Raw genomic sequence first — 21,017 nt, 5'->3', positions numbered from 1 at the left:
TTCTTTTGCCAAGTGCGTTAAGCTTCTAACCACATCGTCTCCAAAAAACGCTGGGTCGCCCAAAACAAATGCTATTTCTTCAATAGGTTGTTTTAATACTTTAGCGATATCCTTTACCAAGCGATGTACAATAGGTTGACCTGCAACTGGAATTAGAGGTTTAGGAACAGTTAAACTGTGTGGTCTAAGGCGAGAGCCACGACCTGCCATTGGTACTATTATTTTCATAAGCCTATCTTAAATCCTTTCCTTTGCAAAGGACTTTTTTTATCTTTTATAATTACTATTTATCGTTTTATTATTCATTTTTTATTTTTTCCTTTGGAGAACTAGATGGTCTTTACTTGATTCCTGTACTGCCAAAGCCTCCTTTACCTCTAGTTGTTTCGGAAAGTTCTTCTGTTTCTTCCCATTCGGCGCGTTCGTGCTTCGCTATGACGAGTTGGGCTATTCGTTCTCCATTCTGAATGGTAAAATCCTCTTTAGAGAGGTTGACCAAAATTACACCGATTTCTCCTCTGTAATCGGCATCAATAGTCCCTGGTGCATTTAAAACCGTTATTCCTTTTTTCGCAGCAAGGCCGCTTCTGGGTCTTACTTGCGCTTCATAACCAATCGGTAGCTCGATAAATAATCCTGTACCTACTATGGTGCGTTCTAACGGTTTAAGTATTCTAGCCTGTGTAAGGCTCGCTCGGAGGTCCATACCAGCTGAAGCAATGGTCTCATAGTGTGGTAAATTGTGTCTGGATTTATTAATTATTTTAATCTTCATGATATTACCTTTTTAAGACTTTTCTTAGTTGGTTCTTTTCCAACAAAATAACCAGTCCCAAAAATACAATTAACATCGCAATACCTGCAATATAAATACCTCGATATTTATAAAAAGATAACATTGAAAAACCTATTGAAATAGTTAAGTAAAGTCCTATTTTTTTAAGATTATATGGAATTGGATAGTATTTCCTTCCGAAGTAAAACGACAATAGCATCATACTGGCATATGCCACCAAGGTGGCTATCGCTGATGCCTTATAACTATATTTTTTTATGAATACAAAATTAATCGCCAATGTTATAATAGCTCCAATTACCGAAATGTAGGCGCCAAACTTTGTTCTATCTGTAATTTTATACCAAACCGACAAGTTATGATAAATCCCAAGGCAAAAGTTGGCCAATAAAATGATTGGTACAATCCACATAGCTTCCCAGTAAGCTTCACTTCTAATAATGAAAGGCTTTATAACATCTGCAAATACAACTACCGTGAGTAGAATTACAGAACCAAAAGCAACAAAGAATTCTAAAATATTGGCATAGTTTTTTTGTGGGTTATCTGTCTTTGCATGACTAAAAAAATAGGGTTCTATCCCTAAGCGATAGGCCGTTGCAAAAAGCGTCATGAATAAGGCTAATTTATAACAGGCAGAATACATCCCTATTTCGCTTTCGGCAATATCGGCGGGTAATAATTCTTTTAATAATATTCTATCGAAAGTTTCATTAATTGAGAAGGCAACACCAGCTATTAATACCGGAAAAGCATAACGAAACATTTGTTTCCATAAATCCTTATCAAATTGATACTTGATTTTTGTATAGAATGAAAGCATTGCTAAGAGTGTAATTGCACTGGCTACCAGATTAGCAATAAAAATATAACTGATTTCAAAGTTTGGTTTGTAAATACTTTCAAATAACCCACTTCTTTGGGTCAATTGTTTTAAAGCGAGCAAGAAGAAAAGGTTAAGACCAATGTTAACAATGACATTCAAAAGCTTTATAAAGGCATATCGCATCGGTTTTTCATTAGCTCTAAGCCACGCGAAAGGAATAATGACCAAGGCATCTAATAACAATATCCAAATCACTAAGTTGATGTACTTAACATCAATGTCAATGCCATTTGCAATCTGATTCTGAAATAGCAATGCAATGACAAAAAATCCTAATGAAGAGATGATTAGTGAGATGGTTGCTGTGTTTATGACCTTGGCTTTATCGTCTTCTTTATTAAAAAAACGGAAAAAGGCGGTTTCCATACCGTAAGCCAAAATCACATTAAATAAAACGAAATACGAAAAGATTACGGATACAGTACCGTATTCAGCAGGATTTGCAAGTACAGCTTCGCTTGTATATAGCGGTACCAGCAAGAAGCTTAACATTCTTGGTAGTACCGTTGCCAGACCATAAATAAAAGTTTGTTTAAAAAGAGATTTAAATCCGCTCAAGCTTTGTAGTTATTGTAGGCCTCAAAAATATTAAATATAAATGGCTCTTTTGTTGACTTCAAAATAAAAAAGCCTTACTAAAAAGTAAGGCCCATTTTTCAATTGTATCTAAATCTAGTTATCGTTGTCTTCATTTTCATCTAGTGATGCCATACCATCTGAACTGCTCCTTGTATAAATTGTAGGAGGACCATTTTCATAGTAAGTCCCTGCGACTTCGTTAAGTGTCTTTATTTTATGATACTTTGTTTGTCCATTTTCGATATAACTTATTACGCACTCATCTTTATCAAGATTGAAAGGATAATCAGATGGTTTTTCAGCTACTTTAAACGTATAATGACGTGAAGGATTCTTCAAAACAGCCATATACTCTTCATTTTTTTTAACAAGTTTCCCCTTTAGATTTCTAAAATAGATTTCATCGAAAACAATGCCTTTATTGACATCAGAAATTGGTATAAAAACATTTATACCTGTACCTCCAACTTTAATACCTGCATACCATTCTTGAAAAATAACTGGTTTTACAGTAAAAGGGGTTTGTTCCTCAAATTTTACGTCTGCAACTTTTGAGCTAGCACACTGAAAAGTCAATAACAATGAGATGACAAAAACGATGGCATAAATTGCCTTTTTTAGTTTTTCCATTAATAAGTAGGTTAAGATTTGGAAAGGCAATTTATGAAAATAATTGGTTTAATCGGTTTTTTTTGCGTTTAATCGACGAACGGCGAATTAATGTAGCACTTTGTAAGAAAAAAACCCAACACTACAGAGTTGGGTTCTATAATTTAACATGTTCTACTAATTTATAAATAGCTTAGTGGTTAAGTGCCTCAGCACCACCAACAATCTCAAGGATTTCGTTGGTAATTGCAGCTTGTCTTGCTTTGTTATAAGTCAGTTTTAACTGGTCTCTTAATTCTGTTGCATTATCGGTTGCCTTGTGCATTGCTGTCATACGTGCTCCATGCTCTGAAGCAAAAGAATCTCTTATCGCCTTAAATAACTGTGTTTTTAATGACTTTGGAATTAAGGTTTCAACAATTTCTTGCTTAGAGGGTTCAAAGATGTAATCTAGGTTTACGTTGGTATCACTTTCGATAGGAACTATAGGTAAAAATTGCTCAGTCATCACGATTTGAGTAGCTGCATTTTTGAAACTATTGTAAATCAATTCTACCTTATCAAAATCACCTTCAACAAATTTATCCATAATCATCTGGGCAATTTCGGCAACGTTATCATAAGTTAAGTCATCAAAAACCTCACTCTTATTGGCAATAATACTTCCTTTTTTTCCAAAAGCATCATTAACCTTCTTGCCAATGGCCAAGATTGAAACTTCTTTATCAGCATAATCTGATAAAATTGTATTTACCTGTTTAATAATGTTTGAGTTAAAGGCACCTGCCAAACCTCTATTTGATGATATAGCAACTAGAAGTACCTTTTTCACTTCTCTTTGATCAGCAAATTTACTTCCACTATCGGCATCTAATGTTGCGCTTAGACTTTGAAGCAATTCCGTTAACTTATTAGAGTAGGGACGCATTGCTGTAATGGCATCTTGGGCCTTCTTTAACTTTGCAGCAGATACCATCTTCATGGCACTGGTAATCTGCATCGTTGAAGATACCGAAGATATTCTATTACGTATTTCCTTTAAGTTTGCCATTTCTTTTATTTGTCATTCCGAATTTTAATTCAGAATTTTTATAAATCTTATTTGAAATCCTACCTGTTCAGGGCAACATTTTTTAAGCCGTAAACTTTGCTGAAAGATCTTTAGTCACACTGGTTAGTGTATCGATAACCTCATCAGTTAACTTACCTGATTTAAGCGTGTCTAAAGTATCTCTGTGCTTAGCGTTTAAGAATTCTATAAAATCCCTTTCAAATTCTTTTACTTTATCAACAGGAACATCTCTTAACAAGTTTTTAGAACCAGCATAGATAATGGCTACCTGATCTTCTACTGTATAAGGATCATTTTGTGCCTGCTTTAATATCTCAACATTACGCCTTCCTTTTTCAATAACATTTAATGTTGCAGCATCTAAGTCTGAACCAAACTTAGCAAATGCTTCCAATTCACGGAACTGTGCTTGGTCCAACTTTAATGTACCTGCTACTTTCTTCATAGATTTTATCTGTGCCGAACCACCTACACGAGATACTGAGATACCTACGTTAATTGCTGGACGTACACCAGAGTTAAATAAATCTGACTCTAAGAATATCTGACCATCGGTAATAGAAATTACGTTTGTTGGGATATACGCAGATACGTCACCAGCTTGAGTTTCAATGATTGGTAATGCCGTTAATGAACCACCACCTTTTACTAATGGTCTTAAAGACTCTGGTAAATCGTTCATGTCCTTAGCGATATCATCATCGGCAATTACTTTTGCAGCACGCTCTAATAATCTTGAGTGTAAGTAGAAAACGTCACCTGGATAGGCCTCGCGTCCTGGTGGACGACGTAATAATAAGGATACCTCACGATAGGCAACCGCTTGCTTGGATAAATCATCATAAACAATTAAAGCTGGTCGGCCAGTATCTCTAAAGTATTCACCGATTGCAGCACCCGCAAATGGTGCATATACTTGCATTGGTGCAGGATCTGATGCGTTTGCAGCTACAATAACTGTATAAGCTAAAGCACCTTTATCCTCTAACGTCTTGGCAATATTTGCTACTGTAGACGCTTTTTGTCCTACCGCTACATATACACAGAATACAGGCTCTCCTGCATCATAAAATTCTTTTTGGTTTAAGATGGTATCGATACAAACTGTAGTCTTACCTGTCTGACGGTCACCAATAACCAACTCACGCTGGCCTCTACCAACAGGAATCATGGCATCTATAGACTTGATACCTGTTTGTAATGGTTCATCTACTGGCTGACGAAAAATAACACCAGGTGCTTTACGCTCTAATGGCATTTCATATAAATCACCTCCTATTGGGCCTTTACCGTCTATTGGGTTACCTAAAGTATCAACAACTCTACCAACCATTTCTTCACCTACCTGAATAGAGGCAATGCGATTAGTACGTTTTACCGTAGCTCCTTCTTTAATTTCTTTTGAAGGCCCTAATAATACAATACCAACATTATCTTCTTCTAGGTTAAGTACAATACCTTCTAATCCGCCTTCGAATTCTACTAATTCTCCGTATTGCGCATTTGAAAGTCCATAAGCACGTACAATACCATCACCAACAGTTAATACTGTCCCTACTTCGTCTAATGAAGCACCTGCTTCAAACCCTGAAAGTTGTTGTTTTAAGATTGCTGATATTTCAGCTGGTTTTACTTCTGCCATCTTTATTTAGATATTAGATGTTAGATTATCTGCTCTAACTATTCTTAATTTAATGTAAATTCTCTTTTTAATTTATTCAATTTGTTGGCGATGCTAGCATCGTATTGCAAGTCCCCAACACGTAAAATGAAACCACCCATGATGGACTCGTCTACAATATTTTCTATTTCAGTTGATTTGCCAGTAAGTTCTTTAACTTTAGCTAGTACTTTCTTCTCCAAATCTTTGGTGAGTGGAGTTGCTGAAGTCACTTTAGCCACTTGCGTATCTCTTAATTGGTCGTATAATTGATTGTACTTATTTGCCACATCGCCAAGTAAGGCAAGACGCTTGTTAGCAATCAGTGTATCGATTAGATTTATTGTTGACGTACTATGGCCGCCAAACACAGAAGTCAATACGTCTTTTTTGTCTGCTGAACGTACAACAGGACTCTGAAGCATTGCGCTTAAATCGCTATTCTCAGCAATTGCCGATGCAATTTGCTTCATATCAGCATTAACAACTTCAGCCACATTGTTTTCTGTAGCCAAGCTAAGGACTGCTTTGGCGTAACGTATCGCTGCTCTAGATTCTGCCATTGATTATTAGTTTAATGTTGTTTCACCTAACATATCTTCAACCAATTTTAATTGCTTGTCTTTGTTAGATAATTCACCACGCACCACTTTTTCCGCAATATCTATTGATAATCCTGCTACATGACTTTTCAATTCTGCCATAGCGGCTTTCTTTTCACTTTCTATTGCTGCCTGTGCCTTTTCAATAATCTTACTTGCTTTTTCCTGTGCTTCTGCTTCGGCTTTAGCTATGGTTTGCTCTCTTATCTCACGAGCATCTTTTAACATTGCTTCGCGCTCTGCACGTGCCTCTTGTAAAATACGCTCATTGTCTGCATGAAGGTTTTCCATCTCTTTACGTGCATTTTCAGCGGAGGCCAAGGCATCTTTAATCCCCTCTTCCCTTTCGCTAACAGCACCGAGAATTGGCTTCCATGCAAATTTTCTCAATAAAAAGAGTAAAATTAGGAAGGTAATAACCGTCCAAAATACCAATCCAAATCCAGGTTTAATTAAATCCATGTGTTATAATTCTTTTAATCTAAATTTTATTATTCTTAACTAAAGTTTCTAAGAATGATAAAAATTACAGAAGCAACCAACCGTTACTTCTGTAATTCGTTGCAATCATAATTATACGATCAACGCTGCTACAACGCCGAATAACGCTACCGCTTCTACGAAGGCTGCTAAAATCAATGCAGAAGATTGAATCTTACCGTGCATTTCTGGCTGACGTGCCATAGCTTCCATGGCAGATCCTCCAATTTTACCAATACCTACACCAGCTCCGATAGCCGCTAAACCAGCTCCAATAGCTGCAATTCCAGTAATAGTCATAATATAAAATTTAAATTAATTAATGATGTGCTTCTTCTGTTGCCATTCCAAAATATAAGGCCGACAACACTGTAAATATATACGCTTGTATTGCTGTAACCACAATCTCGATAATCCCAATGAACAATGAGAATGCTACCGATACTGGTGCAACAGCAACAGATTTAAAAATAAATATCAAAGACATTAACGCTAAAATGATGATGTGGCCCGCTGTAATGTTAGCAAACAAACGAATCATTAGCGAAATTGGCTTTGTAAAAATCCCGATGATCTCTATAGGCATTAAAAATATCTTCATCGGCACAGGAACTCCCGGCATCCAAAAAATATGCTGCCAGTAGTTTTTATTGCCACTAAATGTGGTAATGATAAATGTAAATACCGCTAATACCATAGTAAATGCAATATTACCACTTAAATTAGCTCCATTTAAAATTGGAATTAAACCAAAGATATTGTTAAGCCAAATAAAGAAAAATACCGTTAATAGATAGGGCATGTATCTTTTGTACTTGTGTTCACCAATCATCGGTTTGGCAATTTCATCTCGGACAAACACAATTAGCGGTTCAACAAAACTCGCAATACCAGAAGGTACGTTATCCTCTGATTTTTTATAGCGTCTCGCTGCTGAAAAGAAAATTAAAATTAAAACGGCCACCGAAACCCACATCATAAACACGTTTCTCGTAATTGAGAAATCCAAAGGCATTGCAGCATTAGTAGGGTGTCCCTCTTCGTCTAATTTTACTGCTGTTTCCCCATCGTTAAGTTGGTATATTTTTTCGTGTACATTAACAAACTTACCACCATTCTTTTCAACAACTTCGTGACCATGATAATCGTGATGAAATTCAGACGACATAAATGTTGTTAATCCGTTGTCTGTCCAAAGAATTACTGGCAATGGGATTGTAATATGTTTTTCATCTTCTTTACCCTCATTCAAGGTTAAGATATGCATACCGTAAGCATCCTTAACGTGATGCATAATCATTGACTTTGCGTCGAATTCCTTATCTTCTCCTTCTTCTTTAGTATCTATGGCAAAACCAAAACTAAATACCGATAAAAACAGAACTGTAAATGCTGTACGCTTTAAGGTGCTTAATGTCATTCTTTGTGGCTTTAAAATACCTTGTTTTAAATTCGGTGCAAATGTACGCACATTAAATGAATTGACAAACAATAATTTTCAAAGGATTTTAATCTGTAAAAATCACCAATTTCGAGACTATTAAAGACTTCCAAGAATTATTGTTTTTGAAGGAATTTTGTCAGTGCAAAAACCTCAAAAAACAGATACAAAAAGTAGGGGATAAAAAAGTTAAAAACATCGGGTTGTTTGTTTTCAACATCAGACAAAATAAGTGGTAATAAAAAGAGAACTGCCAATACCATCTTAGAAAAGGTCATAATCATGAATACATTAAAGATATCGGTTTTCCCAGAAGAATATCTGTAATTAATTACCGTATACAAAATCAATGTAATGATAAAGTGAAAGCCGTAAATCTGCCAAACAGGGAAAAAGAAATCCATCTCTGAAGCGAAATGGTGTAATAAGTAGCTGTGGATGGCAAACAAAATCCCACTAATCCCCAATAACTGGAGAATGAATGACGTTTGTCTTTTCTTAAATGCTTGCATCTAATTGTCTTTTGAGGCTGCAATAATACGTCTAATTACAAAAACAATTGATATAACTACAGATAATAGGGATAAAATTACCGTATATAAATTATGTTTATTGGGATATGCTTCATCAAGCTTTACACCTGCATAGCTGCCTATACCAATAATGGCAAACATCTGAATTGCTATTCCCGAAAAACGAGCATAACTATTAAGCCTGTCTTTCTGGTTTTTGGGCAGTTTGCTGTTCTGGTTGCTTTGGTTTGATTGGCTCATTAGGTAATGCTTTTACGGTACCCTTCATGCTACAAGTGGCGTTAAATGTCGCGCCTGGCTCAACGGCCAATTTGCTTGTGTGGACTTCTCCCTCAATATGTGCTGTAGATTTTAAGGACAATGTTCCAGATAAAATAAGCTTTCCGGAAAACTTACCCTCAAAATCTGCATTTTCCCCTTGCAATGTCCCTTTTATGAAACCTGACTTTCCAATAACAATTTTACCTGAAGTCTTAACATTACCCTCAACCGTTCCATCTATTCTAAAAGGGCCCTGGCTTGCTATATCGCCTACTATTTTTGTGCCTTGCGCTATAATATTCTGTTGTGTACTTGTTTCCATAGTTTTGTCTTGTTTAGGTTTTTTGTTGTCTGAGGAAAACATCGTTGATTTGGTTTTTATTTATTCTAGTTTTAGATAAGCGTTTAAATTTTTATGTCGTTGAATAATTGTATAATTAGGGGAGGATATTGCAAAATAGTCTTTAGTGATTTTTGGTTTTACTGGTCTTCCGCGTTTATCTTTTTCATCAGATACCAACAATTGTGCAAATCCACTAGCTCCTTGTATACTTGTTAGACCGTGAACCACAACAAATGTCGTGTTTTCGTCATATACGTCCTTTGAAGTGCTTAAATCAAAATAGGTTATTTTTTTCTCAATCTCTTCATCTAAGGTCTTCATAAAAGCATCAATATCTTCGCCTGAACCATTTTCAAATTGATATACAACATTGAAATGCTTTGGTTGGTCGTCGGGTATAAAATCCTTTTTTGCCAAAGCTGGAATTGCATTTTGCAAAAGCTCTTCTGCTTTTTTACCCTCTTCTGTGTTAGCATAAGTCAAAGCAATATAGTTAATACCTTCCTCATAGGCTTCAAAACCATAAAGACGACCCTTAGCAGAGGCTTTTAAAATCTCAAACTTAGGCACAAAGGTATCCCCTTCTAAACGTTTAATCTGAACCTCGGCTTCGGCAATCACCTCGGCGTACTCCTGATTGTCAAACTTTTTGTAAAGATTAGTATATATTGCCTCTGGGCTGTTGGCATCTTTAGATAATTCAGATTGAGGATTCAATAATATCTCAGCATAGCGCGAATTTGGATGGTCGGCAATAATATCGGCTTTCATAGCTTCCGCCTTCCTTAATAGCCCAAGCTCTGTGTAGATTTTATAAAGATTATATTTTGAAGGCAAAATCAGCCTTTCTTCAGGTGAATTCTTCAACAAATCTTCAAATCGGGATTTTGATAACTCGAGCTCTCTAAACTTTTCCTTGTAAATGATTCCTAATTGGTAATATGCAAAGTTTCTTTCTTTAGCTATACTATCAATGGCCACTTGCTCCGTTGGAAGTGATGCGATATAAGTTTCGGGATTATAGCGTTCTTCATTGCCAGTGACTTTAGAAACACTTTCTTTTTCACTACTATTTTTTATACTTGAGCGTTGATTTGATAACCTCCAATTGTCCTGAAGTTTGCGGTCGCCCCAAATTTTCAAAAATTCATTTTTTCCATATGCAACCGTTGTTGGATTATAGAAGTAAAAATTACTTGAGCCTCCTTGATTGGCACTTTGTCTTTTACTAGTGATTTCACCTGGTAAGGCACTTGGACTTATGCTTGATCGTTGCACGTTATTTCTTAAAGCAGATGTGTTGGTTGTTGCCACTTGCCTTTTTAATTGTTCTTCTTTACGTCTTTCTTCCTCCAAGGCTTTTTGTTTAAGCTCTTGAGTATATTTGGAATAAATAGCAAGCTGCTCTTCTTTCGGAAGACCAATCATATATAGTATACTATCGTTAGTCTGAGCAATGCCCTCATAATAAATAACGTCATCTAAGTTCTCGCGCTTTCTTTTAATGACTCTAAAAGGCTTAGAATTTGGAGTCATAGCAGTCATCGTACTGTCATAATAAGCTCCAGCGGTCTTGTAAATATTGCGGTCAAAGTACATATTACCCAACGTCTCATAATTGAGTGCTCTTAAGTACTTATCTGAAGTGATTTTTCTAAGGGATTTATTGTAATAAGCTTCGGCTAAACTGTCGGAAGCATTGTTGTTGCGATGATATTCGGCAATGCGATAATAGATTTTATCGAGAAAAGGTCTATTCTCCCTGTTTTCTTCTAACTCTGTAAGATATTCTTGAAAAGCCACCTCATCACCATCTAAAGCATCAACATTATAAGACTTTTCTAAGTGGGCATTGATGTAAAACGCTCTTGGAATTTGCCTATGCATATCGATAATAGCATCAAACTCCATATTAGCACTATCTTTTTCCTTAAACTCATTGTAGAGTTGACCTCTTATGAAGTGGTAGCGCGCCTTTTCTCGCTTTACCTTTGTGTTTTCTGCAGCAACACCCAATAAAGCTATAGCACTATCCTTGGATTTGAGATTAATATACGCTTGTGCCAATGCCGCAGTTGCATCTGCCAAATCCTGCCCCTTTATAACACCTTCTTCTTCTTTTAGTAAACGTTTCAAGCGTTTTATGGCAACCTCATCGTTATTTAATCGCATATTGGTTTTTTCGCGCCAAATCTTTACCTGATTGATTTTATCGCTAGTAGGATATTTGTTAAGGATATTATTAAATGCTGCCAACGCTGGCACAAAGCGTTGATCGTAATAGCGCGCTTTCCCTAACAATAAATAGGACTCGTCTATTTGGGGATTTTTTTCTTTGCCATTAATATTCATGCCATGCTTCTGAATGGCTTTAATGGCTTTTTCTTCAGCACGTTCAAAATCAGCATTTTTAGATTCGCCTGGCAGGAAGATATCATCACTTACAGTCATACGTTCAACTGGTAATAATTCCCAGAAGTTCTCTGTAAATGCATCATTAATCGCAAGTTTTCCACGCTCTAAAGCTATATTACCATTGTATAGAATGTTGTATTTAGTGCCTAAGGCATGAAAATTTCTATTGATAAAAGTGTCTTTCTTGCGCGAACAACTTTGGGCGATAATCGCTATTAAAAAAAATACTGATATGGTTTTTACGTGAATCTTCAACGTTGGTTCTATTTGATTAATAGATAACTAAACTATTAAGGTTTTAGTGTGCTTAGCGGTAAAATTAAACATCTTTTTGAATTTTTGATGTTATTAAATTGTTTTTCGAGGAATCGCAAGGTTTTCGTCAATAAAAAAGCTTGTGATGTATTAACACCACAAGCTTACATAAAATTATTGATTTAGTGCTTTATTCTTCTCCCTGTGAAACAGTCATATTGCTGGCAAAATGCGCCTCCAATTCTTTTAAGGTTGTAGGGTTGGTTTCCAAATCCTTAACAATATCACCTTTTTCAAGCACCACAATACGTTCACACACATCCGTAACATGCATTAAATCGTGACTAGAGATTAAAACAGTAACACCTTGTTTTTCGGCCAAATCCTTTAAGATTTTCTTCAAACGAATTTGCGTTGTTGGGTCTAGATTGGCAAAAGGTTCATCTAAAATGATAACATCAGGATTGCCAATAAGTGCCGCTACAATACCCACCTTTTTTTGATTTCCTTTACTTAGGTCTCTGAGATATTTCTTCTTTCCGAGAATCTCGTCATTAAAAAAATCTTCAAATTGGGAAGTTAGTGTATCCACATCTGCTTTGTTCTGACCTCTTAAGTCTCCAATAAAATAAAAGTATTCGTCTGGTGTTAAGTACCCAATTAAAAAACTCTCATCTATAAATGATGATGTAAACGGTTTCCAGTCTTCACTTTGATGAACAACAACACTGTTGTTAGTAACATTACCTGTGGTTGGCTTTATTAAATCTAGCAACAAACTGAAATAGGTTGTTTTTCCCGCTCCATTATTACCTACCAATCCAAAACTTTGGCCTTTTGGTATGCTTAGTTCTTCTATGTTTAGAACGGTTGTTCCGTTATATGATTTTGAAAGGTCTTTTGTATATATCATGATATGTGAATCTTATATTTTATTAGTTGTCTTGACTAAAGGCGTCAATCATTTTGTATTTTGAATCTAAGTAGCGTTGCGTAATCATCCTCATTAATTTTTTGTGAAGTACAATACCTACTATACCTATAAGGATTAAAAAAGCTAAAGCAACTTCAAAAGCTACAAAATAATTTAAGATAGAAAATAGAATTAGTGGTATCAACATTATAGGCAACCCAATAATCCACTGCACAGCCCCTGTGCCTTGATAATTGAATGCAGCTCTTTGATTTAGGTCTATTTTTTTTCTGTTAAACGAGCCACCATATAACATTATGTGCGAATTGATTCCAATATTATAAACTGCAGCTGCAAAATGAACGGCTAGAATTTTCCACCCAAAATAGATGTATGGGATGCCTAACACAAACATAATAGCTACACTTAATATCATAAGAATAAATTTAGACCTTAAATATTGCTCGTACTTTATATTTTGGCTCATTAACATTTTATAGTAACCACTGTCCCAAGCTGGAATAAACTGACCAAATGAAATCAAGAATATTCCTGTTGAGAAAATTCCGACAAATGAAGCGGCATACAACGAATCTCTATATATAGGTTGGGTGTAAAAAAACAAGCCATAAAGTAACCCAATAACCATTAAAAAAGCTGAAGACTTAGTCCGTTTGTTTCTCCAAATGAGCTTTAAATCTAGCTGCATAAAAGGGGCTATATCTCCAAATCGCTTGGTCCAAGATAAATTAGCAACTTTCACTTCTTGTACTTTAGATTTTAAAGACCCATCCAAGAATAATTTATCTCTAAGTATTTTAAAATTGTACCAATAGCATAGTAATAATATTGCTGTTGGAATAAGAATGAGAATAGGATTGTTGGCAACGGCTATTAATGCGTTACCGATTGCCGATTTAATGGGTAATATATTGAAGTAGTCCAAGCCATAAAGTGTTCCAATAACAGCGATAAGTGGTAAAAAAGAAAGCTCTTTTTCGGCTGAGAACGCTTCAACAATAAAATTGAAGAAATTAATAATGAATACCAAGATAATCATAGTGAACATCCATGTTATAATCATGGGAGTCGCATAGTCATCTCTGATAAGCATAATGCTAAATGGAATAATCGCAAAAAGCGGTAAGAAATTAAAGAAATTCAATGCGGATTTTCCTAGCACATAATTAACGATTGTAGACCGTTTAATAGGCAATGTGAGTAAGGGTTTAACACTCATTACAGGTAATTTCTGCAAGAAGAAACGCATCATAAGATCTATCATAATCCAAAAAAACAGAAACCCATTAGCAACAACAAATGGATCTTGTTCTGGATATACCTTCTTAATTATTTTAAGAAGAAAAAAACCAAAGAATGAAAAAAGAACTATAAAGTAAAGGGCAAAAAACACCAAGAGAATATTAAGGCCTAAACTTTTTTGCCAATATGAAGAACGAAAGTACTGCTTCCATTCTAAGTTAATAAAATGCTTTATCATAGCTAATGGTTAGTTTTTTGAGTTAGTATGGTTTTGACGCAATTTGTTACAAAACTATGTCATTTTATACTCTAGATAGGTTATAACGATTAATTCCTCGGCTTTTTTGGGAATAACTTCTAATGTCATCTATGCTACAAAAATATCAATACGGTTAATAATGCCAAATGGCCCTTATCTTATTAAAGAGTTCGTGAGAATTACTCATAATTAGTAAGGCTTGGTATTAAAATGAATAAATTAACAACTTGTATTTTGTATTTGATCTTCGTTTAGCTTCATTACATCAAAACTTTCATTTTCAATACTTTTTTTAGTGCAAAACGGTAAACTTTATAACCGGCAAACATCATAATTAAATAAATCGTCATCACTATTGGCATCCAAATATGTAAGTAAGCCTTTGGTAAAAATTGAATTGGTAAATTCATCATGATTATTCCAAATGAAAAATAGAAGAAGCCATATTGTATGTTTACTGATTTTCCTAATTTTTTAACCAGAGACCTAACTATTTCTATCAACATAATTAACATAGGAAACCCAAGCACAAGAAATGACAAGAGTTTTAAAGCCTCTGGAAATCTCGTAGTAATCCAATAGAAAACTAAATAAAGCATAATAAAACCGATAAGATATTTTGGTTGCTTAATACAATTCCATATTTCTTGAAAATGCATTTTTCTATAAATCTTATTGGTATGTTTCCAACTTTGTATGTGAATAAATTCAAGATTACTATCCCAATTTGCATTTTTTAAACTTCTTTTAAACAGCGTTTCAAAATCTACTAATCCTGAATAATTTTCCATGTCTGAAACCAAATGATCTACCATTTCGATTCTTACGTCCCAATATTTAATACCCTTATCTTTAAGGTAGTTGTCAATGTATTGTATCTGTTCTTTAGTGAGTTCCACGGTTTATATAGATTTATATTTTAATCTGTACTGGTTCATTATGTGATAAGTCAATTGTAACAACACAATAGGAATCAAAATCATAGTTGAAACAACCACTGAAATAATTACATAATTTGCAGTTTCTGAATTGAAATAACCTCTAAAAAGTATTCTTAAAAGATTTAGTAATTGAAAGAAAACCATATATACAAAAACTAATCTTTCAACTCCAGAAAACCTTGATAGTTTAAATACTTTAAGCATTACAAAGTACAATATCAAGAATGGGACTATCGATGCGTTCGGAAACCAATAAAAAATGTCAACTATTGAATTATGTCCGTTTATTGTCATGACTTTATAACTTATAAAAACCAATAAGATAAAAGCAATAATTGCTCTAGGTTTACTTAACAGTCTAAAAAGTCTTTTGAAAATACCCTTATCTACATCTCTCAAAAACTTTTTATTATTCTCTAAAAGATTTGCCTTGCTAGCAACCATGTAATCCTTAAAAACTGAATAGAAATCTTCAGTTTTTTGCAACTTCATTTGTTTTTCGATTGCAGAACCTACATGATCAACCATTTCCATTCTTATGTCAGCATAGAGAACATCAGAATTCTCTAAGTAGTTATCAATAAAATGTATTTGATCTTTAGATAAGCTATTCATGCGTTATGCCAATTTAGGATTTACCAAAGCTTGCATCGTTTTAATATACTCTGCAAGTTCATTGAGTTTATTTACCGTTTCTTTAGATCCGGTTTCGGTAAGCTTGTAATATTTACGAAGTCGATTATCTACCTTAACTACCTCAACGTCCAGAAGACCCTCAGCCTCAAGCTTATGTAAGGCAGGATATAGAGCACCTTCTGTAATATTGAGTTCACCTTTAGTGATAGTTTTTACTTTTTGTGTGATTTCATAACCATACATTTTATCGTGCTCTTTTAAGAGCTTTAGAATAATCGTATTGAGACTGCCTTTATATAATTTAGAATTACGCATTGAATCTGTCTTGTTGACACAAATTTATACATAATTTTCTTATGCATAATAATCTTAGGTATATTTTAACAATCGTTTTAATTTAAGAAAATATTAAGTCTTTGTGATTAGTTTGCCTTATGTGAGCATTGGCAGATTGCTTATTTTTGCAAAAAAAATCTGCTATGTCGCAATTTCATGAACTGAGCATAAAGTCCATTAATCAAATCACTGATAAATCTGTTGCTATAACTTTTAATATTCCAGAACATCTTAAAGCTAACTTTAGCTTTAGGGCTGGGCAGTATATTACCTTAAAAACTGCGGTCAATGGTGAGGAGGTTCGTAGAGATTATTCCATTTGTTCTTCACCAAAAAGCAGTGATATCACTGTTGGTGTTAAGGCTGTTGAAAATGGTACATTTTCGATCTATGCTAATGAAAAACTACAAGTAGGAGATACCATTGAAGTTGCCGAACCTAATGGTCGTTTTACTTTTGAGGCCAACGAAGCAAGAACCAGAACTATTGCTGCTTTTGCCGCTGGTAGTGGTATTACACCAATATTGAGCATTGCAAGAACGCTTTTAGAAGACGAGCCTTTTAGTAATTTTATTTTGGTTTATGGAAACAAGACCTTATCGGACGCCATGTTTATTAAAGAATTGCTTGAATTGAAAGAAACCCATGGTAACCGTTTTCATGTCCATTTTATTTATAGCCAAGCACAGGAAGAAGATGCGCTTTTCGGTCGAATAGAAAAAAGTACGGTAAACCTCATCGTAAAAAATAAATATAAAGGCGTCACCATAGAGACATTTTACCTATGCGGACCAGAGCCAATGATACATACGGTTAAAGACGTGTTACTCGAAAACAATGTTAAGGAAAAAGACATTTTGTTTGAATTGTTTACTGCGCCTACTGAAGCTGAAAATGGCACTGATGCTGAAGTGCCTAACGGTAATTCAAAAATTAAAGTCATCGTAGATGATGAAGAGTTTGAATTTGAAATGTCTCAAGAACAATCCATTCTAGAGGCGGCTTTAAAACAAGACATTGACGCCCCGTATTCTTGCCAAGGTGGTATTTGTAGTAGCTGTATTGCAAGATTAACAGAAGGTGAAGCTACGATGCGACAAAATAATATCTTAACAGACAACGAAGTAGCTGAAGGTTTGGTATTAACCTGCCAAGCGCATCCAACAACGACTACCATTGTTGTCGATTATGATGATGTCTAATTTTGACTATTGGATTTTTGGATTGTTATACCTTTAGATTACTGCCTTGCTTGTAATTACAACCTTAACTTTTGAGACTATTTCCTCTATTGCGATACTACCTGAGGCGTTTTCATAACCTTTGGGAAACTTATTGCCATAAACCGACGTTGGTGTTAAAGGGTATTCTTCCCTATCGGCAACTAAGGCATAATCCTCAGGTTGATTGAATGGCGCAAAACCAGTATAAGGATGTGTTACACCCCAAATAGTAATGACTTTTACGCCTAGCATTGCCGCTAAATGACCATTCCCTGAATCCATCGATAGCATGACATCGAGATTGGAAATTAAATCCAATTCTTCTTCTAAGTTTAATTTTCCAGCAACAGATTGTGCATTGTTATGCCTGCTTTCAAACTTTTTTAAAATCTCTATTTCTCTTTTGTCGCCACCAAACAAAATGATATTGTATTCATGTGAAAGTTCAGCAATAATTTCCTCCATTTTATCTAAAGGATACATTTTGCTTTTATGGGCTGCAAAAGGGGCAATACCAATAGTTTTGTTGTTGGCATTAGAAATAAAGGACTTTAGCTTTGAGGTGAGTTTGGCTTTCTCAGGAAATGAGGGTAGCGATAAATCAATTGAATATCCTAATTGTTCAAACACTTCAGCATAGCGTTGGTGTGTGGTTTTTAATTGCTTAAATCGTTTGCCTGAAGTCAATGCTTTTTTTTCGGCTCTGCCTTTATCTATTTGAATTATTTTCTTTCGGAAGAAAAACACCTTTAAGATCTTACTGCGCAAAACATTGTGTAAATCTGCTACAGCATCAAAGCCATAAACTTGTAATGCTTTTGAGAGTTTATAGAGTCCTAAAATACCTTTATGCTTCCCTCTTAAATCGGCAGCAAAAAAATCAACATTCTTTAAACTCTTGAAGCATGGCTTAAAAAATCCTTTTGAGACTACCGTTAATTTTAAGTCGGGATGTTGTTCGGTTAAAGCCCTTAACACAGGAACAGTCATAGCCACATCGCCCATAGCTGAGAATCTTATGACCAGTATGTGTTTTGGGTTTGGCATTTATTTCAGAATATGGAATGCTGCTGAAACAACACTTCGACTGACTGCACTCAGTGTGACAGCTTCAGGATAATAAGCTATTTCTGCCCTCTTAAAACGGGATTAAGCTCATCGTCATTGTACATCTTCATTTGCTTGTAAACTTTCATATACTTATCACCGTTAGCGATATCGTTAAGTAAATCATCGATGGCTGTGCTTAAATCCACACGTTGCTCTAACAACACATCGAGTTTCTTTTGGCAAGCCGCTTTGTGTTCTTCTGTAGCATCTTCCCTAACAGTTTCGAGATACATATGGTAAATTTTAAGCGCTAAAATGGATAAACGATCAATGGCCCAAGCTGGACTTTCGGAATTTATTTTGGCATCGCTTTTTACGGCAACGTCTTTATATTTATCCAAGAAATAACTATCAATAAACTCAACCGTATCTGTTCTGTCTTGGTTAGAAGCATCAATCATTCGCTTAAGTTTTAGAGCAGCGTCTGGGTCTATATTGGGATCTCTAATGATGTCTTCGTAAGCCCACTGAACGGTATCAATCCAACATTTTCTATATAATAAATGCGCAATTAGATCTTCATTTTTATCATATTTGTTTGTAAAAGATTGATCCACGGTATTTAACACTTTATAAGTCTTAATAACATCCTGAAATATAGTATTGGCTTTTTTTGAAAACATATTAGAATAGATTTAGAATATGCAAATATACTTTGAATTATTAACTTAGCCACCGAACCTAAAAGTTGATTTATGCATATTCACAATCTTTCTGAAACGCCTTCTATTTTAAATTCTTTTATTTCTGAAATAAGAGATGAAATTATTCAAAAAGATAGTATGCGTTTTAGAAGAAATATTGAGCGCATTGGTGAAATCTTAGGCTACGAATTGAGCAAATCCTTAAATTTCGAAGCGCTCCAAATAAAAACACCACTCGGTGTTTCCAATACTGTTTTACACAAAAAAGATATTGTTTTGTGCTCTATATTAAGAGCAGGTGTACCTCTTCACAGTGGTTTACTAAACTATTTTGATGCTGCAGAAAATGCTTTTATTTCAGCTTACAGGCAACATAAACACGATCCTGAAAGCTTTGAAATTATAGTGGAGTATTTAGCTTGCCCTAGTTTAGAGAACAAAACACTTATTCTTGCAGACCCCATGTTGGCCACAGGGCAATCTATGGTAGCCACTTACGAAGCGCTTAAACCCTTTGGTATGCCAAAAAAGGTTCACTTGGTAAGTGTAATAGGAGCTCAAAAAGGTGTTGACTATATCAGTGAAGTATTCGGATTAAATACACATCTTTGGATTGCTGCCATTGACGATACCTTAAACGACAAAGGTTATATTATTCCTGGATTAGGTGACGCAGGAGACTTGGCCTTTGGTAATAAATTACAACAGTAAACTTAGTATTGGGGTTATAAGCAGTAGTGATATAAAAACTTCCCTAAACCAGCTATCTGAGATAACTTCAATATAATTCGCCATTATTATGGCGAAAGGAATAAATAAAAATATAAACTCACTTCCATTTTTTATAGGAGCGATAATTGCAACCAAAATGGCTACTACTGCTGACCATGCTACTAAGAAAAAAGAGGGTCTCAATTTCTTATTCTTGTCTGGTAAAATTCTGAAGAAATAAATGAGTGTCCAGACAAAGGACGTAAAAAGGATCGTAAATTTAATTATCTGTTCTACACTATTATAAGCTGTAAAATCTAAACTGGCATAGCGTTCAAAATTGGTGGGTCTTATATAGGTATCATGGACAATGATGTTATATGCTATAAGCAGCAGAACCGCTGTTACAAAACCAACAAACGGAATAATGGTGTTCTTGACATCGTTTTTGGAATGGTATATTAATGCTACAATGACCAAGGCAAAAAATAAGATAGCCCAAAAGTAAAAAAATGTTGCTATAGCAATCCAAAAACCTGAATCGAATAATTTTTTCTTAACGTGAAGATTAGAATGTAAGCTTATTAAACGCCTCAAGGCAAAAAGCACGAATACATTTGCAAATAATAAATCCGAATATTTTAGAGCTTCAGGAAACATTCCAAATAACAACCCAAAAGTCATAATGGCATAACCATTCTTTTTGGTAAGGTTGTTTTTTGAAATAATAAAATCTAAAAGGAACAGAGAAAACAGAACAGTCAATAGTTTAATTATTGCCTTTAAGGTTTCGTCTAAATCGTAGAATAAGGAACTAAAATTGGAGATAGCAAAAATTAGAACAATAAAAACTGCAACTATAATGATATTAATAGGCTTAGATTTACTAAAAACGCTTGTAATCATTTACTGTTTTTGTATTTTTGCAATCGAACTGGCACTTTTCCCTTGTATTGGGAATTTATTTTAGGACAGCTAGTATTGTTGTATCAATAAAATTTAAAACTCTCTTTTGCGAGTAAATTTATAAAGTTATGAAAGATTTCTTT

At 34.8% G+C, this 21,017-nt stretch carries 24 protein-coding genes; 2 read left to right on the top strand and 22 right to left on the bottom strand.

Annotated features, from left to right (window positions below; translation table 11 throughout):
* The 19 genes from Q0992_RS11650 to Q0992_RS11565 form a co-directional block, all read right to left on the bottom strand.
* Positions 1 to 228, bottom strand: a 228-nt coding sequence (locus Q0992_RS11650) for a sugar phosphate nucleotidyltransferase (RefSeq protein WP_299524302.1), incomplete at its 3' end; no start/stop codon positions are given.
* Between the two features lie 112 nt (positions 229 to 340).
* Positions 341 to 775, bottom strand: coding sequence for a dUTP diphosphatase (gene dut / locus Q0992_RS11645; RefSeq protein ID WP_299524299.1), 435 nt, complete (start codon positions 773 to 775; stop codon positions 341 to 343).
* Positions 776 to 779: 4 nt separating this feature from the next.
* Positions 780 to 2,240, bottom strand: a complete 1,461-nt coding sequence (locus Q0992_RS11640; protein WP_299524296.1) for an oligosaccharide flippase family protein — start codon at positions 2,238 to 2,240, stop codon at positions 780 to 782.
* Between the two features lie 114 nt (positions 2,241 to 2,354).
* Positions 2,355 to 2,891, bottom strand: a complete 537-nt coding sequence (locus tag Q0992_RS11635; protein ID WP_299524293.1) for a hypothetical protein — start codon at positions 2,889 to 2,891, stop codon at positions 2,355 to 2,357.
* Positions 2,892 to 3,063: 172 nt separating this feature from the next.
* A complete protein-coding gene (gene atpG, locus Q0992_RS11630) occupies positions 3,064 to 3,921 on the bottom strand; it encodes an ATP synthase F1 subunit gamma (RefSeq protein WP_299524290.1) in 858 nt (285 codons plus the stop codon).
* 82 nt (positions 3,922 to 4,003) lie between these two features.
* Complete coding sequence (gene atpA / locus Q0992_RS11625; RefSeq protein WP_299524287.1) at positions 4,004 to 5,584, bottom strand: F0F1 ATP synthase subunit alpha; 1,581 nt, start codon at positions 5,582 to 5,584, stop codon at positions 4,004 to 4,006.
* A 44-nt stretch (positions 5,585 to 5,628) separates the two neighbouring features.
* Positions 5,629 to 6,165, bottom strand: coding sequence for an ATP synthase F1 subunit delta (gene atpH, locus Q0992_RS11620; protein WP_299524284.1), 537 nt, complete (start codon positions 6,163 to 6,165; stop codon positions 5,629 to 5,631).
* A gap of 6 nt (positions 6,166 to 6,171) precedes the next feature.
* The gene (locus Q0992_RS11615) at positions 6,172 to 6,666 is read right to left on the bottom strand and encodes a F0F1 ATP synthase subunit B (RefSeq protein ID WP_299524281.1); all 495 of its coding nucleotides are present in this window, start codon (positions 6,664 to 6,666) and stop codon (positions 6,172 to 6,174) included.
* Positions 6,667 to 6,777: 111 nt separating this feature from the next.
* Complete coding sequence (atpE, locus tag Q0992_RS11610) at positions 6,778 to 6,984, bottom strand: ATP synthase F0 subunit C (RefSeq protein ID WP_103050608.1); 207 nt, start codon at positions 6,982 to 6,984, stop codon at positions 6,778 to 6,780.
* A 19-nt stretch (positions 6,985 to 7,003) separates the two neighbouring features.
* Positions 7,004 to 8,104, bottom strand: coding sequence for a F0F1 ATP synthase subunit A (gene atpB, locus Q0992_RS11605; RefSeq protein ID WP_299524273.1), 1,101 nt, complete (start codon positions 8,102 to 8,104; stop codon positions 7,004 to 7,006).
* 137 nt (positions 8,105 to 8,241) lie between these two features.
* Positions 8,242 to 8,637, bottom strand: a complete 396-nt coding sequence (locus tag Q0992_RS11600) for a hypothetical protein (RefSeq protein WP_299524271.1) — start codon at positions 8,635 to 8,637, stop codon at positions 8,242 to 8,244.
* Positions 8,638 to 8,898, bottom strand: a complete 261-nt coding sequence (locus Q0992_RS16885) for an AtpZ/AtpI family protein (protein WP_367277959.1) — start codon at positions 8,896 to 8,898, stop codon at positions 8,638 to 8,640.
* Entirely contained in the window at positions 8,834 to 9,283 is a 450-nt protein-coding gene (locus tag Q0992_RS11595) for a polymer-forming cytoskeletal protein (protein WP_299524268.1), read from the bottom strand. Before Q0992_RS11595 ends, Q0992_RS16885 begins: the two co-directional genes overlap by 65 nt.
* An 18-nt stretch (positions 9,284 to 9,301) precedes the next feature.
* Entirely contained in the window at positions 9,302 to 11,932 is a 2,631-nt protein-coding gene (locus Q0992_RS11590) for a tetratricopeptide repeat protein (RefSeq protein ID WP_299524265.1), read from the bottom strand.
* 190 nt (positions 11,933 to 12,122) lie between these two features.
* Positions 12,123 to 12,845: an ABC transporter ATP-binding protein gene (locus Q0992_RS11585; protein WP_299524262.1), complete on the bottom strand. Its 723-nt coding sequence runs from the start codon at positions 12,843 to 12,845 to the stop codon at positions 12,123 to 12,125.
* 22 nt (positions 12,846 to 12,867) lie between these two features.
* A complete protein-coding gene (locus Q0992_RS11580) occupies positions 12,868 to 14,346 on the bottom strand; it encodes a DUF5687 family protein (protein ID WP_299524260.1) in 1,479 nt (492 codons plus the stop codon).
* A 281-nt stretch (positions 14,347 to 14,627) separates the two neighbouring features.
* Entirely contained in the window at positions 14,628 to 15,266 is a 639-nt protein-coding gene (locus tag Q0992_RS11575; RefSeq protein ID WP_299524257.1) for a hypothetical protein, read from the bottom strand.
* A gap of 3 nt (positions 15,267 to 15,269) precedes the next feature.
* Positions 15,270 to 15,923 (bottom strand): hypothetical protein, encoded by a 654-nt coding sequence (locus Q0992_RS11570; RefSeq protein ID WP_299524254.1) that lies wholly within the window; start codon positions 15,921 to 15,923, stop codon positions 15,270 to 15,272.
* 3 nt (positions 15,924 to 15,926) lie between these two features.
* Positions 15,927 to 16,259, bottom strand: coding sequence for a PadR family transcriptional regulator (locus Q0992_RS11565; protein ID WP_299524251.1), 333 nt, complete (start codon positions 16,257 to 16,259; stop codon positions 15,927 to 15,929).
* A 164-nt stretch (positions 16,260 to 16,423) separates the two neighbouring features.
* Here Q0992_RS11565 and Q0992_RS11560 point away from each other — a divergent pair, with 164 nt between their 5' ends.
* Positions 16,424 to 17,482: a ferredoxin--NADP reductase gene (locus Q0992_RS11560; RefSeq protein WP_299524248.1), complete on the top strand. Its 1,059-nt coding sequence runs from the start codon at positions 16,424 to 16,426 to the stop codon at positions 17,480 to 17,482.
* 33 nt (positions 17,483 to 17,515) lie between these two features.
* On the opposite strand, the gene Q0992_RS11555 is transcribed toward Q0992_RS11560, so the two are convergent.
* Together Q0992_RS11555 and Q0992_RS11550 are read right to left on the bottom strand one after the other, a co-directional pair.
* Positions 17,516 to 18,550, bottom strand: a complete 1,035-nt coding sequence (locus tag Q0992_RS11555) for a glycosyltransferase family 9 protein (protein ID WP_299524245.1) — start codon at positions 18,548 to 18,550, stop codon at positions 17,516 to 17,518.
* Between the two features lie 77 nt (positions 18,551 to 18,627).
* Positions 18,628 to 19,236 carry a DUF4254 domain-containing protein gene (locus Q0992_RS11550; RefSeq protein WP_299524243.1) on the bottom strand — a complete coding sequence of 203 codons (609 nt, stop codon included), beginning with the start codon at positions 19,234 to 19,236 and terminating at the stop codon, positions 18,628 to 18,630.
* A gap of 72 nt (positions 19,237 to 19,308) precedes the next feature.
* Between Q0992_RS11550 and upp the strand changes: the two genes are divergently transcribed.
* Complete coding sequence (upp, locus tag Q0992_RS11545) at positions 19,309 to 19,968, top strand: uracil phosphoribosyltransferase (RefSeq protein WP_299524240.1); 660 nt, start codon at positions 19,309 to 19,311, stop codon at positions 19,966 to 19,968.
* Here the strand turns inward: upp and Q0992_RS11540 are convergent.
* Positions 19,957 to 20,874 (bottom strand): DUF6427 family protein, encoded by a 918-nt coding sequence (locus Q0992_RS11540; RefSeq protein WP_299524237.1) that lies wholly within the window; start codon positions 20,872 to 20,874, stop codon positions 19,957 to 19,959. The genes upp and Q0992_RS11540 overlap by 12 nt on opposite strands.
* Positions 20,875 to 21,017: the final 143 nt, after the last annotated feature.

Source organism: Winogradskyella sp., assembly GCF_028289625.1.
In the GTDB taxonomy this organism is placed as follows: domain Bacteria; phylum Bacteroidota; class Bacteroidia; order Flavobacteriales; family Flavobacteriaceae; genus Winogradskyella.
This window is presented reverse-complemented; position numbering and strand designations above follow the sequence as displayed.

Coding starts and splice junctions, on each gene's coding strand:
- dut (WP_299524299.1), bottom strand. CDS start 775: ATGAAGATTAAAATAATTAATAAATCCAGACACAATTTACCACACTAT.
- Q0992_RS11635 (WP_299524293.1), bottom strand. CDS start 2,891: ATGGAAAAACTAAAAAAGGCAATTTATGCCATCGTTTTTGTCATCTCA.
- atpG (WP_299524290.1), bottom strand. CDS start 3,921: ATGGCAAACTTAAAGGAAATACGTAATAGAATATCTTCGGTATCTTCA.
- atpA (WP_299524287.1), bottom strand. CDS start 5,584: ATGGCAGAAGTAAAACCAGCTGAAATATCAGCAATCTTAAAACAACAA.
- atpH (WP_299524284.1), bottom strand. CDS start 6,165: ATGGCAGAATCTAGAGCAGCGATACGTTACGCCAAAGCAGTCCTTAGC.
- Q0992_RS11615 (WP_299524281.1), bottom strand. CDS start 6,666: ATGGATTTAATTAAACCTGGATTTGGATTGGTATTTTGGACGGTTATT.
- atpE (WP_103050608.1), bottom strand. CDS start 6,984: ATGACTATTACTGGAATTGCAGCTATTGGAGCTGGTTTAGCGGCTATC.
- atpB (WP_299524273.1), bottom strand. CDS start 8,104: ATGACATTAAGCACCTTAAAGCGTACAGCATTTACAGTTCTGTTTTTA.
- Q0992_RS11600 (WP_299524271.1), bottom strand. CDS start 8,637: ATGCAAGCATTTAAGAAAAGACAAACGTCATTCATTCTCCAGTTATTG.
- Q0992_RS16885 (WP_367277959.1), bottom strand. CDS start 8,898: ATGAGCCAATCAAACCAAAGCAACCAGAACAGCAAACTGCCCAAAAAC.
- Q0992_RS11595 (WP_299524268.1), bottom strand. CDS start 9,283: ATGTTTTCCTCAGACAACAAAAAACCTAAACAAGACAAAACTATGGAA.
- Q0992_RS11585 (WP_299524262.1), bottom strand. CDS start 12,845: ATGATATATACAAAAGACCTTTCAAAATCATATAACGGAACAACCGTT.
- Q0992_RS11580 (WP_299524260.1), bottom strand. CDS start 14,346: ATGATAAAGCATTTTATTAACTTAGAATGGAAGCAGTACTTTCGTTCT.
- Q0992_RS11570 (WP_299524254.1), bottom strand. CDS start 15,923: ATGAATAGCTTATCTAAAGATCAAATACATTTTATTGATAACTACTTA.
- Q0992_RS11565 (WP_299524251.1), bottom strand. CDS start 16,259: ATGCGTAATTCTAAATTATATAAAGGCAGTCTCAATACGATTATTCTA.
- Q0992_RS11560 (WP_299524248.1), top strand. CDS start 16,424: ATGTCGCAATTTCATGAACTGAGCATAAAGTCCATTAATCAAATCACT.
- Q0992_RS11555 (WP_299524245.1), bottom strand. CDS start 18,550: ATGCCAAACCCAAAACACATACTGGTCATAAGATTCTCAGCTATGGGC.
- Q0992_RS11550 (WP_299524243.1), bottom strand. CDS start 19,236: ATGTTTTCAAAAAAAGCCAATACTATATTTCAGGATGTTATTAAGACT.
- upp (WP_299524240.1), top strand. CDS start 19,309: ATGCATATTCACAATCTTTCTGAAACGCCTTCTATTTTAAATTCTTTT.
- Q0992_RS11540 (WP_299524237.1), bottom strand. CDS start 20,874: ATGATTACAAGCGTTTTTAGTAAATCTAAGCCTATTAATATCATTATA.